The sequence below is a fragment of the Sedimentibacter sp. genome (genome assembly GCF_038562225.1).
Lineage (GTDB): Bacteria > Bacillota > Clostridia > Tissierellales > Sedimentibacteraceae > Sedimentibacter.
Genome location: NZ_JBCFAS010000003.1, coordinates 563,858 through 578,046, shown reverse-complemented (window position 1 = coordinate 578,046; position 14,189 = coordinate 563,858). Strand labels below are relative to the sequence as shown.

General features: G+C 38.8%; 15 protein-coding genes and 1 tRNA gene. 2 read left to right on the top strand and 14 right to left on the bottom strand.

The annotated features are described in order from the left end of the window. Positions 1 to 74 precede the first annotated feature (74 nt). From AAGU76_RS14545 to AAGU76_RS14490, 12 genes are all read right to left on the bottom strand, one after another. Positions 75 to 272 (bottom strand): helix-turn-helix transcriptional regulator, encoded by a 198-nt coding sequence (locus AAGU76_RS14545; RefSeq protein ID WP_342486232.1) that lies wholly within the window; start codon positions 270 to 272, stop codon positions 75 to 77. After that, complete coding sequence (locus tag AAGU76_RS14540; protein WP_342486231.1) at positions 262 to 480, bottom strand: hypothetical protein; 219 nt, start codon at positions 478 to 480, stop codon at positions 262 to 264. Before AAGU76_RS14540 ends, AAGU76_RS14545 begins: the two co-directional genes overlap by 11 nt. Before the next feature lie 219 nt (positions 481 to 699). Then, positions 700 to 784: transfer RNA gene (locus tag AAGU76_RS14535), tRNA-Leu, on the bottom strand. A 222-nt stretch (positions 785 to 1,006) separates the two neighbouring features. Beyond that, complete coding sequence (locus AAGU76_RS14530) at positions 1,007 to 1,750, bottom strand: peptidylprolyl isomerase (protein ID WP_342486230.1); 744 nt, start codon at positions 1,748 to 1,750, stop codon at positions 1,007 to 1,009. A gap of 63 nt (positions 1,751 to 1,813) precedes the next feature. Next, a complete protein-coding gene (locus AAGU76_RS14525) occupies positions 1,814 to 2,080 on the bottom strand; it encodes an HPr family phosphocarrier protein (protein WP_342486229.1) in 267 nt (88 codons plus the stop codon). Position 2,081: 1 nt separating this feature from the next. Next, positions 2,082 to 3,044: a DNA-binding protein WhiA gene (gene whiA, locus AAGU76_RS14520; RefSeq protein WP_342486228.1), complete on the bottom strand. Its 963-nt coding sequence runs from the start codon at positions 3,042 to 3,044 to the stop codon at positions 2,082 to 2,084. A 9-nt stretch (positions 3,045 to 3,053) separates the two neighbouring features. Beyond that, a complete protein-coding gene (locus tag AAGU76_RS14515) occupies positions 3,054 to 3,479 on the bottom strand; it encodes an NUDIX hydrolase (protein WP_342486227.1) in 426 nt (141 codons plus the stop codon). A gap of 138 nt (positions 3,480 to 3,617) precedes the next feature. Continuing rightward, a complete protein-coding gene (locus AAGU76_RS14510; RefSeq protein ID WP_342486226.1) occupies positions 3,618 to 4,769 on the bottom strand; it encodes a class I SAM-dependent RNA methyltransferase in 1,152 nt (383 codons plus the stop codon). Positions 4,770 to 4,787: 18 nt separating this feature from the next. After that, a complete protein-coding gene (locus AAGU76_RS14505; RefSeq protein ID WP_342486225.1) occupies positions 4,788 to 6,221 on the bottom strand; it encodes a sigma 54-interacting transcriptional regulator in 1,434 nt (477 codons plus the stop codon). 93 nt (positions 6,222 to 6,314) lie between these two features. Then, positions 6,315 to 7,472, bottom strand: a complete 1,158-nt coding sequence (locus tag AAGU76_RS14500; protein WP_342486224.1) for an SAM-dependent methyltransferase — start codon at positions 7,470 to 7,472, stop codon at positions 6,315 to 6,317. A 124-nt stretch (positions 7,473 to 7,596) separates the two neighbouring features. Next, positions 7,597 to 9,273 (bottom strand): glutamine--tRNA ligase/YqeY domain fusion protein, encoded by a 1,677-nt coding sequence (locus tag AAGU76_RS14495; protein ID WP_342486223.1) that lies wholly within the window; start codon positions 9,271 to 9,273, stop codon positions 7,597 to 7,599. Positions 9,274 to 9,576: 303 nt separating this feature from the next. After that, the gene (locus AAGU76_RS14490) at positions 9,577 to 10,428 is read right to left on the bottom strand and encodes a 3-hydroxybutyryl-CoA dehydrogenase (protein ID WP_342486222.1); all 852 of its coding nucleotides are present in this window, start codon (positions 10,426 to 10,428) and stop codon (positions 9,577 to 9,579) included. Positions 10,429 to 10,596: 168 nt separating this feature from the next. Here AAGU76_RS14490 and AAGU76_RS14485 point away from each other — a divergent pair, with 168 nt between their 5' ends. Next, a complete protein-coding gene (locus AAGU76_RS14485) occupies positions 10,597 to 11,424 on the top strand; it encodes a YihY/virulence factor BrkB family protein (protein ID WP_342486221.1) in 828 nt (275 codons plus the stop codon). Positions 11,425 to 12,024: 600 nt separating this feature from the next. Further along, the gene (locus AAGU76_RS14480) at positions 12,025 to 12,201 is read left to right on the top strand and encodes a hypothetical protein (protein ID WP_342486220.1); all 177 of its coding nucleotides are present in this window, start codon (positions 12,025 to 12,027) and stop codon (positions 12,199 to 12,201) included. On the opposite strand, the gene AAGU76_RS14475 is transcribed toward AAGU76_RS14480, so the two are convergent. Next, positions 12,177 to 13,094, bottom strand: a complete 918-nt coding sequence (locus AAGU76_RS14475) for a hypothetical protein (RefSeq protein WP_342486219.1) — start codon at positions 13,092 to 13,094, stop codon at positions 12,177 to 12,179. The genes AAGU76_RS14480 and AAGU76_RS14475 overlap by 25 nt on opposite strands. A gap of 4 nt (positions 13,095 to 13,098) precedes the next feature. After that, on the bottom strand, positions 13,099 to 14,133 hold the full coding sequence (locus AAGU76_RS14470; protein WP_342486218.1) for a hypothetical protein: 1,035 nt from the start codon (positions 14,131 to 14,133) through the stop codon (positions 13,099 to 13,101). Between the last annotated feature and the right edge of the window lie 56 nt (positions 14,134 to 14,189).

The window sequence follows — 14,189 nt, the reverse complement described above, 5'->3', positions numbered from 1 at the left end:
GATGGCAGAACTTGAACCTGTATGGAGTTACTCACACAGACTTAAAGGAATGACGGAAGTACTGCTTCCGTTTTTTAACAATCATCAAGTTCAAAGATTACTTCAACAGGTGTTTTTAAAAGTTTGGCCAGTTTCATTGCAAGCTCAAGCGTTGGATTGTACTTATTGTTTTCAATGGCATTGATTGTTTGACGTGTAACACCCAGCTCTCTTGCTAAATCCTCCTGCCGAAGTCCGATTTGTTTACGAAGTTCCTTAATTTTATTTCTCATCTTTACTCAGTTTCCAATTAAGGAATTGGTTTATTCCCAGGTAGATGACGTTTTGAGTAGTTAGCAAAAAGGATGCAGGAGAATTAAAAACACCTTTTATAAAATAATCATATAATGTCCATACAAATAAAAACATGACAGTGTAAAACCATGCCCATTTAATCGCCTTAAAGCTTATAGACAATTCCATTTCATCCATCTTTCTCATGAGTACCCCCTCAGGCAATTTATTTTATATTCGATGCAGTACAAATACCGCCCAAGAACATTTCACGAACGCATAATGTAAAACGTTCTTTACATTTATAATATGCTACCTTGCAAGAAATGTCAAGAACTTTTTACATTTCACCGCAACTCTCTTAAACATATTAACCAGTGCGAAAAAAACAGCGACCCTCATCTGAGAATCGCTGTTTTTTTTAATTGGTACGGATGACAGGACTTGAACCTGCATGGAGTTACCCACACGGACCTGAACCGTGCGCGTCTGCCAATTCCGCCACATCCGCATGTCGCTTTATTATATTAACACAAGGGTATTGATTTGGCAACATCTTTTTTAAAATTTTTATAAAAATTACTACATTGCATGTTTTTCCTGCAAGTTGTTAACAAGCGTCAGTTTTTAAGGCGCTTTTATGCACAGGCTGGTATTTTTGTACACAGCTTTAATCCGTATTATGTTTCTGTTTATCACAGGCGAAACAAAACCCCGCTTTCGCGGGGCAACTTTATTCCATGTAATACACTTCGTACTTGCCGGTCAGTTCAGCTTTCTTTTCAAGATATACCTTTTCTTGTTTTTCAGCAAAGAAACCGTCCTTCACTTCCTGATACACTTCTTCAAACTCTGAATTTCTTGCCGGTATGTGGTCTGTAAGTTTAATGATGTGGTAACCGAACTGTGTCTTTACAGGGGAGCTAATTTCTCCGACCTGCATGGAAAATGCCGCATCCTCGAACTCCTTAACCATTTGTCCTCTGCCGAACTGTCCCAGCTCTCCTCCGTTTTGCTTTGAAGGGCAGCTTGAATAATTGGCTGCAGCTTCCTCAAACTTCATACCATCAGTAATGTCTTCAAGTATTTCATTTGCCTTTTCTTCAGAATCCACAAGTATGTGACTTGCCTTGACCATTTCCTCGGTCTTATAGATTTCCTTGTGCTGTTCGTAGTAGTCCCTGAGCTCCTGGTCGGACACTGTTATGCCGTTGAACATCTTTCTTAGGGAATACTGCTGCAGCAAGCTCTTTTTCATGTTGTTCAGTACATCGATAAATTCCTGATCCTGTTCGAGATTTTTTTCCACAGCCTCAGAATACATAAGCTCATGCATTACAAGTTCGTCAACCAGCTTCTTTCTTCCTTCCGGTCCTCTGAAATATGATGCATTTTGTCCAAGGTTATTCATCAAAGCATTCATGTCCGATTCCTTAATTTCTCTTCCGTCCACTACAGCCAATACTTTATTTTCCATACTTTCTCCTATGTTTTTTATTTTGGGCAATAAATAAGAGGGTTGCCCCTCCTTTTATTTCTTTTATTCCTCTTCTTCCATGAATTCCAACAAGTTTGACAATTCAGCAATGCATTTGTCCTCATCGGAACCTTTTGTGAGAATAATAAGTTCATCGCCTTTCATGGCACCCAGCGCCATTATGCTGATGATGCTCTTCCCGTTAGCTTCCTGTATGCCTTTTTTAATGATAATCTCACTGTCAAAATTTCTGGCTTTTTTTACAAATATTGCTGCCGGTCTAGCGTGCAGGCCTATCTTATTTTTCAATATTACTTTTTGTGATCTCATTTTATACACCTCTTTTCTCATGTTCTAATAAATCTTCGGCAATTTCCTCGATTTTTCTTAATCTATGATTCACACCTGACTTGCCTAATGGTGGATTTAGCATTTCTCCAAGTTCCTTAAGACTCGCATTGCTGTGTTTAAGCCTTAAATATGCAAGTTCTCTCAAATGATCGGGAAGCTTATCGATAGCTTTGTGCTTTTTCAAAACCTTGATACTGTTTATCTGCCTCATGGAAGTGTCCACAATTTTGTCAAGATTGGCAGTTTCGCAGTTTATTACCCTGTTGATCTGATTTCTTGTTTCTTTTACTGCTCTTACGTTTTCAAAATCGAGCACGGCGTTGTTTGCTCCCATGAGAGCCAATAAATCCGAAATCTGCTCGCTTTCCTTAATGTAGGTTACATAGTTGTTCTTTCTATAAATTGTCTTGCCCGTTATGCCGTAAGATTCAAGAAGATTGCATATTCCACGGCTTTGCTCCTCCCGGCTGCTTACGAACTCGGCATGATACGATTTTTCAGGATCGCTTATTGAACCGCAGCCCATGAATGAACCCTTTATGTAAGATCTCCTGCACAGGTCGTTTGTGAGCAGTTCGTCCGGAACTCCGTAGTCAAAGGACATTATGTTGAAGTCTTCCTTTTGGGCTACCCTGGTGTCAAGCAAAAATTGTTTTGCCAATTTATCTTCAATTCTTATGATGTAATTGTTATGCTTCTTAAGTCGGTTGGTTTTCTCCACGCTGACCTGGGTTGAAATTTCAAAAGCGATTTTCAAAAGCTTGAATATACGCCTGGCTACTGCAGCATTTTCCGTAGAAAATTCAACTTCCATCCTGCTGAATCCCTTGAAGCTTATGTACCCCATGGTCCTCACCAAGGCTGCCGTCTCTGCACGCGCAGCAGTCTTATCAGTTATTTCGCTCCTGGACAGCTCATCTTTGATCTTAGAAGAAAAAGTCATGTTATCACCCTACTTGTAGCAATGAAATTTAATGTCTTCAACAGCTTTTTTTATTATCTTTCTTTCATCGTCATATCTGGCAATTATCAATGACCTTTCAAAGGGAAGGAATTTAGCTTCTGCGAAACCCTCATTTTTTTGTGCAGTACAGTTCATGTTACGTGCCATCATTAAATACCAGTGGACTTCCTTGTTTATATGAACCCTGTCCATATAACTTGTTCTGTTGAATTCATAGTTGATTTTACCGAGATATTTGATGGTCGTTACCTTAGCCCTGGTTTCTTCATACACTTCACGCAAGGCAGTCTCTTTAAGCGATTCGTTTTCTTCAACTCTTCCTTTCGGAAGAACCCAGTCTCCGTTAAATTTCCTTAACATAAGAATGCTGTTCTTGAAAAAGACGATCCCCCCAGCACTTACTTCTTCAATCATATATGCTCACCTTTTAAATATTGTAGATTATATAATAACATAATATTTTAAAAAATCAAACATATATTTACAGTGTACAATAAAAATGAATTAATTTCAACTGATTTTCAGATATTTTCTTTACAATACGGAATTTTTTTAGCTTTGTTTATCTTCCGGTCTTTCGCCGAAATACTGGTAATAGTCGACTCTCACGTCACCGTTGAACAGCTTTCTTTTCCTGTCGGCCTTTCTTCCAAAATCCCTCTCAAAGCTTTCAATTGAAGTTATTATGTAGCATGACCATGTTTTATCCCTTCCGAACACCTTGCCCAGATGATTGTGTAAATTTTGTATTTGGGAAACGTCTCCGATTCTCTCTCCGTAAGGAGGATTAGTTATCATTATGCCATGGGAACACATTGGCTCCTTTATGTGCATGACATCCTTCACAAAAAATTCTATGCAGTCGTCAACTCCTGCTTCAATGGCATTTTCCTTTGCAATTTTCACGGCCCTTTCACTTATGTCAGAAGCGTAAATTTTAATTTCAGAATCAAGGTCGATTTGTTTTCTGGCTTCAATCTTAGCTTCTTTCCAGCGCTCTTCCGAAACTGCGGGCCAGCTTTGGGAAGCAAAGCTTCTGTTCAGGCCCGGAGCGATATTTCTCCCTATGAGAGCCGCTTCTATGGCAATGGTACCGGAACCGCACATTGGATCATAAAGCACTCGTTCCTTGTTCCAGTAACTTAATTTAACCAGTGCTGCCGCCATGGTTTCCTTAAGGGGCGCCTCCATGGATTTTTCCCTGTAGCCTCTTTTAAACAGTCCTTCCCTGGCGCCGGTGGTATCGATTGAAACGGTTGCAATGTCCTTATGGATGGATACCAGTATTGTGAATTCAGCCCCTGTTTCAGGCATCCATTCAACATCGTATTCTTCACAGAGCTTCTTGGATACAGCCTTCTTAACGAGGGCCTGACAGTCCGGAACGCTGTAAAGCTTTGACTTAATGGACTTGCCTTTCACCGCGAACCTACCGTCTTTTGTAATCCACTTCTCCCAAGGAAGCTCGTAGGTTTTGTCGAAAAGCTCTTCGAAGCTCAACACTTCAAACTGTCCCATAACCAGCATAACCCTGTCGGCACATCTCAAATTTATGTTTGTTCTAGGTATATCCTTCACATCTGCGTCAAAGTACAGCCAACCGTTGTCGGTGGTCACATCCTCATATCCCAGGTCGTTGAGTTCTCTCTTTACTACCGCCTCCAACCCGAAGGCAGTAATTGCGGCTAATCTTATTTTATCCATATTTTCCTTTCTAATCATTTATTTTGTTTGTTCATCGGCGTTGATGCCGTACTTATCCATTTTGTAATACAGCGTAGTTCTTGGAATTTTAAGCTGCTTGGCCGCCAGAGCCTTGTTGTGGTTCATTTCCTCAAGCGTCTTTATAATGATCCTTTTTTCGATTCTTTCCAGGTATTCTTCTAGACCCGTATCGCTGTTCATTATATCATTAACGTTTACAACCCTGTTTATTTCATCGACCTCAATCTTCTGAAGCTCATAGGGAAGAAACTCCTTCTCGATTTTGTCCTTGCCGCTTTGAGCAGCAATAACAACCGACCTTTGAATGACGTTTCTCAGCTCCCTTACGTTGCCTCCCCAATTGTATTCATTGAAGATATCCAGTACCTCATCAGGAATTTCCACGATGTTTATGCCCTGTTCCATGCAGAACTCCTGCAGAAACTTGTTGGCAAGGAGCACAATGTCCCCCTTCCTTTCCCTGAGAGGTGGAATGTTAACCTGAAACACATCAAGCCTGTAGTAAAGGTCCTTTCTGAATTTATCCTGGCTTATGAGCTCACGTATGTCCTTGTTTGTTGCAGATATTATCCTTACGTCGATTTGTTTGTGTTTGTTGGAACCGATTCTGGTTATCACTCCGTCTTCCAGCACCCTTAGAAGCTTTGGCTGAAGTTCCATGGGCATGTCGGCCACTTCATCAAGGAACAGCGTTCCTCCTTCAGCTTCCTCGAATTTTCCCATTTTGCCTTCATTTCTGGCGCCTGTAAAGGCTCCGGCCTCATATCCGAATATTTCACTTTCGAAAAGCTCTCTGGGTATGGCGCTGCAGTTTATGGGAACGAATTTGCCCTTTCTTCCGCTTTCATAGTGTATAGCCTTTGCAAAAAGCTCCTTGCCGGTTCCGCTTTCACCTTTCAGAAGGATGTTCAGCGGTGACTTTGCAATGTTCTTGCACAGGTTGATTATCTGTATGAAGCCAGAATTATTGCTGATTATTTTTGAAAAATAAGCCTCACCGGATGAGGCAATCTTCGAATATTCCTTTTCCAGCTGCAGGAGATTTGTCTGCGTCTTGTTCAAGAGATCGCTCAATCTGACAATTTCCGTTATGTCACGGTCTCTAGCCAGACCTCCTATGAGATTGCCGCTCTTGTCGTACAGAGGAACAGCGCTTGAAACCACAAAGCTGTTTTGTCTGGGACTGTTGTATATGTTGAAAAATGAAGTTTTTCTTTCCAGAACCCTTGGAAGAATGGCGTTTGGGAAAAAGTCACGGATATCCTTATCGATGATGTCTTTCTTTTCAACGCTGAAATACTGCTCAGCCGTAGAATTGAAAAAAATTACTGTTCCGTCCTTGTCAACAACAGTAATGGAATCCGGTATGTTATCCAGTATGTACTCGAAAACTCCTCTGTCATGTTTGTTAAAGCCTTTTTCGCCCACCATAACCCCCTGCTGCTAATTAATAATTAATAATGAACAATTGGGGAAGGAATTGTGCTTTGCACAATTCCAACAATAATTATTAATTATTTACTATTAATTGTTAATTGCATTGTAATATTTTTCAATAAATATATCGTTTAGGTTCCAGAATTTCTTGAATGACTCATACTCTTCAGATGCTTTTTCCGTGTCCTTGTTTGTCTTCACTGCCCTTATGAGTATGTTTTTAGGAGTGTGCTCCATAGCAATGAATTCCATTAGCTGCACCCTGTAGCCCCTGGTCTCCAGGAACAGGCTTCTCAATGAATCCGTCACAAGGGATGACATTCTTTCCTTTATGAGGCCGTGCTTAAGCATGGCCTCAAGATTTTCATTTTCTATCTTGTCGTAGAACTCATGCTGGCAGCATGGAACAGACAGGATTATGTCAGTGTTCCATCCGATTGCCTTCACAAGAGCGGCATCTGTGGCCGTATCGCAGGCGTGAAGCGTCACGACCATATCCACCTTTGACTTGTATTCAAAGTCCTTAATGTCACCGTAAAGAAACTCAAGATGCTGGTAATTCAGTTGTCTTGCTGTTTGGTTGCAAAAATCTATTACATCCTTTTTTAAATCAAGGCCGATTATTTTCACTTTTATGTTTCTTACAAAAAAGAAATAATAATACAGGGCAAATGTGAGATATGCCTTGCCGCATCCGAAGTCAATGATCATGAAGTCATCCTGAAGCTTTCTGTCCTTCAGCGAATCGTCGACTATTTCCAGAAACTTGTTGATCTGCTTGAACTTGTCATACTTCTTGGCAAAGACATCACCTTTGTCATTCATTACTCCAAGGTGGCACAGAAAGTCACATGGTTCATGTTCCCTTATTATGTACTGTTTTTGTTTGTTGTGGTCTTCTATTGTTTGCTTTTTCGTTGGTTCCTTTTCGGTAACCTTGATGCTTCCTTTTTTACTGACAATGACCTGGTAGTCCGAGTCCTCCGTAAACAGGTTTATGTTTCTGTAGTCGTGCATTATGAGGTCCACAATCTGCCCTGCAGCTTCCCGGTATGTGTAGTTTTCATGAAACGCCTGCTTGTCGGTGAATTTCTCCAGCTGTATGCGGTTCTCTCCTTTAATGGCAACAGGCCTTGCAGTTATTTTTATGTACGGATTTTCGGATTTGTTTCTCGGAGTGGTGAACACCCCGTATATGAACTTGCTGCCCATGATGCTTTTTTCAATTATTTCGTATACGTTCAAATTAGCACCCTCGATATTCAATTAAGAATGAAGAGTGAAGAGTTAATAATTAATAGATGGATTTGTGCGTGAGCACAAATCCTTCCATAATTCTTCATTCTTAATTCTTAATTATTAATTGTTTTTATTTGTAGCTGCTCTTCAGGGACACGATTCTGTTGAATACAATAGTATCGTCTTTTGAGTCCTGGTCGATAATAAAGTATCCGTGTCTTAAGAACTGGAATCTGTCTCCTATATTTTGCTCCTTCATGGAAGGTTCAACCTTGCAGCTGTTCAGCACAATCTTGGAGTTCGGGTTCAATTTCTCAAGGAAATTGGTTTTATCGTAATCCTGATCCTCCATCATGTAGTCATAGAGCCTTACTTCTGCATCCATGCAGTGTCTTGCCGATACCCAGTGAAGCGTACCTTTAACCTTGCGTCCGTCGAATCCGGAACCGCTTCTTGTTGCAGGGTCGTAGGTGCAGTGTACCTCCGTAACGTTGCCGTTTTCATCCTTGACGAAATCCTCGCATCGCACGAAGTATGCATTTCTAAGCCTTACTTCATTTCCCGGGAAAAGTCTGAAATATTTCTTGGGCGGATTTTCCATGAAATCTTCTCTTTCAATATAAATCTCCCTGCAGAAGGGAACGAGCCTTGTGCCCATGTCCTGATTGTCGGGATTGTTTTCTGTTTCCATGTATTCCACCTGGTCTTCAGGATAGTTCGTGATGATCAATTTTATGGGGTCCAGAACTGCCATGGTCCTTGGAGCCCTTGTGCTCAAGTCATCTCTGACGGCATGTTCAAGCATTGCTATGTCCACAACACTCTGTGCCTTGGAAACTCCTATGGCTTCGCAGAAGTTGTTTATTGCTTCCGGAGTGTAGCCCCTTCTTCTCAGGGCTGCAACCGTAGGCATACGCGGATCATCCCATCCGTCCACATAACCTTCCTCAACCATTTTCTTTAGATACCTCTTGCCCATCATGGTTTTTGTCAAAAATAATTTTGCAAATTCAATCTGCTTCGTAGGAGCAGCCTTGAAATCGTCAAGATTGCTCAGAAGCCAGTCATAGAACGGCCTGTGATCTTCAAACTCCAGAGTGCAGATTGAATGAGTGATGCCCTCTATGGCATCCTCTATGGGATGTGCATAGTCGTACATTGGATAGATGCACCACTGGTCACCTGTGTTATGGTGTGATTCGTGAAGTATTCTGTAGATTACTGGGTCTCTCATGTTTATGTTGGGACTTGCCATGTCTATTTTGGCTCTTAAGACCTTCTCACCGTTGGCAAGTTCACCGTTTCTCATTTTTGCAAACAAATCCAGATTTTCCTCAACCGACCTGTTTCTCCATGGGCTTTCCTTGCCTGGCTCAGTAAGCGTTCCTCTGTATTCCCTTATTTCATCTGCTGAAAGATCATCCACAAACGCCAGCGACTTCTTGATAAGCTCCACAGCGTATTCATACATTTTTTCAAAATAATTGGAAGCGTAGAAAATTCTTTCATCCCAATCTGGACAAAGCCACTTGACATCTTTAATTATGGATTCAACAAAGGAGTCGTCTTCCTTTGTTGGGTTTGTATCATCAAATCTCAAATTGAATGTTCCGTTGTTTTTCTTAGCCAGCCCGTAGTTAAGGCATATGGATTTGGCATGGCCCACATGAAGATAACCGTTAGGCTCCGGAGGAAATCTCGTATGTACCCTGTTGCCGTATGTTCCTTTGGCAAGGTCTTCATTGATTATTTTTTGAATGAAATTAACCGATTCCCTGTTTTCTGAATTATTTTCGATTTCGCTCATATAAGCCTCCTTGTAAATATTTATGTTTATAGCCAACCGACAAAATATCGATTCAGCTGCCAATAGTCGCAATGCCATCTGCGCGGCATTTACCTAATAAGTTTCACTTTATTATACTTAATGAATGTTCTTATTTCAAGTTAATTATTCCAATATATTTATTATATCCCACATGTATCAAAAAATTTTAAATTGTATGAATTATTGGATAAAAAATAAAGAGAACGGTTAACCGTTCTCCACATATAATTATTAATTATTAATTATTAATTAATAACTCTTAATTCTTAACTGATTTTAATTTTAGTTGTAATCGTAGAAGCCTTTGCCTGTCTTTCTTCCCAGAAGGTTTGCCCTTACCATCTTGCGAAGAAGAGTGTGCGGTCTGTATTTAGGATCGCCGAACTCATTGTACAACACTTCCATAATTGCAAGGCAAACATCAAGACCGATCAGATCACCCAGCTCCAGTGGTCCCATTGGGTGGTTAGCGCCAAGCTTCATTGCTGTGTCAATTTCTTCCTTTGTTGCAACTCCGTCTGCCAGTATGCCGATTCCTTCGTTGATCATAGGAACAAGAATTCTGTTTACTACGAATCCAGGAGCTTCTTCAACACTTACAGGAGTCTTGCCTATAGCCTGTGACAGCGCATAAATAGATGCATGAACTTCTTCGGATGTAATCTTTCCTTTTATTATTTCAACAAGCTTCATTACCGGAACAGGATTGAAGAAATGCATTCCTATGATTCTTTCCGGTCTTTTGGATTTAGATGCTATTTCAGTGATTGAAAGTGAAGATGTGTTAGTTGACAGGATAGCATCTTCCTTGGCAACAGCTTCAATATCTGCAAATATTGCATGTTTTGTTTCCATATCTTCAGCTATTGCTTCTATGAACAGGTCAGCATCGCTGCAGTCTTCGTATGCAGTAGCCTTTGTGATGTTGCCCATGATTTCATCCATCTTTGACTGTTCCATTTTTCCCTTTGCAACAAGCTTTGAAAGACCTTTGCCTATGGTGTCTTCAAGAGTGTCGAAAGTTTTGCCTGCTCTACCCTTTACAACTACAGGATAACCGGCCTGTGCGAATGTTTGCACAATTCCTTTTGCCATTGTGCCTGTTCCTACTACACAAATCTTTTTGATTTCCATTTTTTCCTCCTAATTTTGGACTCTTGTCCATTTTTGCCTGTGTATATTATAACACTCCGCCTTTTTTTTATCAAGACGCTAATATGATAAATTTTTAACATTTTATTTGCGTTTATAAAATCCTCTTTAGACAATAATATAATAAAAATATTTTCATCCAGGTGAGTTATGTTAAAAAAATCTGCCGTTAACTTTATGAAACTACTGCACAAAACCAGGGAGGATGATATCTTTTCCCTGAGTGCGCAATTTTCTTACTACATCATTCTGGGAATTTTTCCGTTTCTGATTTTTGCCATAACCATTCTCTGCAGCTTCAGCACCTACATTTATTATATACTTGACTCTCTGTCGCCATTCATGCCTGAAGATGTATACGGCATCATTTATTCTGTGGTCCGTTATGCCGTTGGAAGCTGCAGCGATTCATATGTACCCGCAGGTACGCTGGTTCTTTTGTGGTCGTCCACTTCCGGCAGCGCAACAATCATAACCGGAATAAACAAGGCTTACGGTTTCAGCGCAAAAAGACACTTCCTTCTGTTAAGGCTCGAAGGCATTGTTTTTTCCATTGCCATAATGCTGTCCATGTACATCATCTTTGCCCTGGTTGTAGCAGGAAGTCCGCTTTTGATATATCTTGAAAAAATAACATTATTCAAGAACCTGAACTATGTTCTCATTCACATTTTCCGTCTGGCTCTGCCTTTTGTTTTGCTGTTTTTGGTGTTTTCCGCCGCATACAAGATTCTTCCCTACGAAAAGGTAGCATTTTCATTTGTTTTTCCCGGTGCACTATTTGCCTCGGCAGGTATAATAGCAGGCTCCTATCTTTATTCCCGCTACGTGAGCAGAAGGCTTTTGTACTACAGCACAATCTACGGAAATCTCTCCGGGCTGTTTGTTTTTATTATCTGGATTTATATACTGTCGGTCATTTTCCTTACCGGCGCCGAAGTAAACTATCTTTTTTCAAAAAACAAAAACAGGGCATGATTACCTAACTGCCGTGAGAATTTATATAGCTGTTCCAATGTAACTGCAGAACACCTCATCACAGTTGCTACAGGCATTAAGCGAAGCAGTGTGTTGCTACTGCTACAGCGTTTTTAACCATTTATAAGTAGACACATTGTCGTCTACTCATTTCTTCCTTACCTACATGAAAATTTCACGCGTGATTATTGATTCATGACTGTATTCCATATAATATTGCGCAACAAGGCTTTTTTTGTGCCCACTTTTTCAAGTAACACTGCGGAAAATAGTTCATCATATGAAATTTCAACAGCTGCCTGGAAAACACGGTTTTTCTGACGCTCCGACAGTGCCAAGTAGCTCCAAAAAGCAAACACCTAGCCATCGTAATCAGTAAAACACTGTTCAACAAAGCTAGAGCTGACATCGAAAAGAGGCTAAAGAAACTCCAAACGGAGCCCTTGAAGATAGCCATGTTCAAGGCCTACTACAAGATATTGCTGATAATTTCAAGTCAAGCATGACATTAGAAGTAAAAATGTGTTTGTAAGTTCGTAGTAATTTTATTCAAAATTTGGGCATATTATCTATATAAATAGAAAACAAGGAGATATGACAATGAGTCAAATTAAAATTATATCTTATCCTAATTTATCCAGCGTTGAAGAAGCAATTAACGCTTGGCTCCTCCATAATAATGTAAATATTTTATCCGCAAATTTCAGTGTTGTAAGCCATGAAGATGAGTTATGGTATAGTATTGTCGCGCTTTATGAACCGATTAACGAAGAATAAAACCCATATACGCTAATTTTTTGAATTATTATTGATAGCCAATTTAAAACATAAGGGTTAATAGATTTAAAGTATTCACCTATGTCATAATCAATTGAGCTAAAATTCTCTTGACCTTGTCCTACAAGCATATGAAAAAAACGATTCCTCGTTGTAATAAAAAATTCAAGCATATTTTCAAATTTAATTTGAAGTATGCCGTTTTCAATAGCATAGGGAAAACTCTTGTAAATTGCTCTGCATTCTCTTTCGAAGCAATCCAATGGATTACTCAATAAAAGATTGATTCCAAATTCATATTTGAGTGTAGTTTCTTCATCTTCAAATAATACTTGAAGGAATTTGTGAAAGAATTTCAGTTCACCAGCTGTATCACCAGAAAAGAATTTTTTCAGATCAGTAAAAGTTCCTTTATAATTTTTGGATTTTGCAGCATATAGCATTGGAAAACTATATGACATATATTCTAAGCACCTATATAGGTGAGCAAATGCAGTTATTGGAGCTTGTTGTTGATTTACAAAATAACTTGAAATCTCAAATAATACTTTTTCATGAACATCGTGATTACGGCGATTTTGTGTAAAATAATTATCAATATCGTTATTTTCATCAATTATATTAACTTTATTATCAATGCTACTAAATATATCTCCAATAGCACTATAGGTGGTAGAACCTGTTGGTACATAAGGTAGACGTAAATAATTCGTTCGCGGCCTAATTAGACCACTAGTTGCATTTTTTTTTAGATTTATTTGTCCCAATAATATGCGAAGTAACAAGGCTTCATTCGTTGCTGTAGGTAATTGCATAGATGATGGCAATTTATCTTGCTTCAAGTCAGAGAAACGTTCTTGGTATTCATATATGCCTATATTTCGTGTTTTCATATTGTTATATCTCCATTGAAATTTTGTCAAGGAGTTTATTATTATCAATAATTGACAGCTTTTCATAGTTTTCAAAGTAGTATTTCACCATACGTCTTCGGGCCATACCTAATTTTATTTTAGAAACATTTATAGAAGAAAAAGCATCTTCAAACAATAAAATCGAATTTGCAAGTTTATTATGAGAAATACTTTTGATATAGGCAAATTTATTAGACATAGCTGCTGAAAACCCAATGAAATTATTAGGAACCTCAAACCAATCCCTCAGATAATCGTCTTGCATGCAATCACTTACGTAGCTTATTATATCGTAATATTCAGTATCTCTTTTTGTTATATTAGATTCCATTATTTGATCAGTAATTAGTTCATCCATTTTAGATTCAATAATTTTTTGATTATCAATATTAACAGAACCACTAATATATGCAATATATGCTTTAATTAAATTTTCCTTATTCATTGTAGCATCATCAGAAGTTTTTTTACTCGCCGTTTTTTGCTTTTCTGAAACAGAAATAATTGGAAGATTATTAAAGTCAAAAATATTATTTGCCAATACTTCTATTTGATGCCTAGCTGTCATTGGTTTCTGTCCATTATTCAAAGTAACCATACGATATAATAGTCGATCCATAGAACTACAAATCAAGATATTAAAAAAGATTGGTCTAGTTGAATCGAAATTAGGCATGGACGCAACACGTTTTAGAGTATTAAGACGTTGAATGCCATCTAGAACAAAGGCATTATCTAACAGATGAAAAAAATCCAATTGCTTTTCATCAGTATAAAATGGGAAGTCACTATTGTAAATGTCCTTTTTTATTGCTATTGTTAAAAATGGCATTATACAACCATTAATTATGTCGTTTTCAAGCCTGTTATAAAACGACTTGCGCAATGGATTCCTTTGAAAATCCAATTTGTCTATTAACGGGACAAGTCTATCTAACGCAAATTCGTAATCTGCCATAGCCGTCAAATAAACACTTTGAATAACCTTATCATAACTTTCATCTAGTACTTTAAACATTATACATTCCTCCACTACAATAATATTTACACAACCAAACTACTACATCTAGGCAG

What these genes read in the sequence shown, in the direction of transcription:
- AAGU76_RS14545 (WP_342486232.1), bottom strand. Translation starts at nt 272, where the DNA reads ATGAGAAATAAAATTAAGGAACTTCGTAAACAAATCGGACTTCGGCAG.
- AAGU76_RS14540 (WP_342486231.1), bottom strand. Translation starts at nt 480, where the DNA reads ATGAGAAAGATGGATGAAATGGAATTGTCTATAAGCTTTAAGGCGATT.
- AAGU76_RS14530 (WP_342486230.1), bottom strand. Translation starts at nt 1,750, where the DNA reads ATGGAAAATAAAGTATTGGCTGTAGTGGACGGAAGAGAAATTAAGGAA.
- AAGU76_RS14525 (WP_342486229.1), bottom strand. Translation starts at nt 2,080, where the DNA reads ATGAGATCACAAAAAGTAATATTGAAAAATAAGATAGGCCTGCACGCT.
- whiA (WP_342486228.1), bottom strand. Translation starts at nt 3,044, where the DNA reads ATGACTTTTTCTTCTAAGATCAAAGATGAGCTGTCCAGGAGCGAAATA.
- AAGU76_RS14515 (WP_342486227.1), bottom strand. Translation starts at nt 3,479, where the DNA reads ATGATTGAAGAAGTAAGTGCTGGGGGGATCGTCTTTTTCAAGAACAGC.
- AAGU76_RS14510 (WP_342486226.1), bottom strand. Translation starts at nt 4,769, where the DNA reads ATGGATAAAATAAGATTAGCCGCAATTACTGCCTTCGGGTTGGAGGCG.
- AAGU76_RS14505 (WP_342486225.1), bottom strand. Translation starts at nt 6,221, where the DNA reads ATGGTGGGCGAAAAAGGCTTTAACAAACATGACAGAGGAGTTTTCGAG.
- AAGU76_RS14495 (WP_342486223.1), bottom strand. Translation starts at nt 9,273, where the DNA reads ATGAGCGAAATCGAAAATAATTCAGAAAACAGGGAATCGGTTAATTTC.
- AAGU76_RS14490 (WP_342486222.1), bottom strand. Translation starts at nt 10,428, where the DNA reads ATGGAAATCAAAAAGATTTGTGTAGTAGGAACAGGCACAATGGCAAAA.
- AAGU76_RS14485 (WP_342486221.1), top strand. Translation starts at nt 10,597, where the DNA reads ATGTTAAAAAAATCTGCCGTTAACTTTATGAAACTACTGCACAAAACC.
- AAGU76_RS14480 (WP_342486220.1), top strand. Translation starts at nt 12,025, where the DNA reads ATGAGTCAAATTAAAATTATATCTTATCCTAATTTATCCAGCGTTGAA.
- AAGU76_RS14475 (WP_342486219.1), bottom strand. Translation starts at nt 13,094, where the DNA reads ATGAAAACACGAAATATAGGCATATATGAATACCAAGAACGTTTCTCT.
- AAGU76_RS14470 (WP_342486218.1), bottom strand. Translation starts at nt 14,133, where the DNA reads ATGTTTAAAGTACTAGATGAAAGTTATGATAAGGTTATTCAAAGTGTT.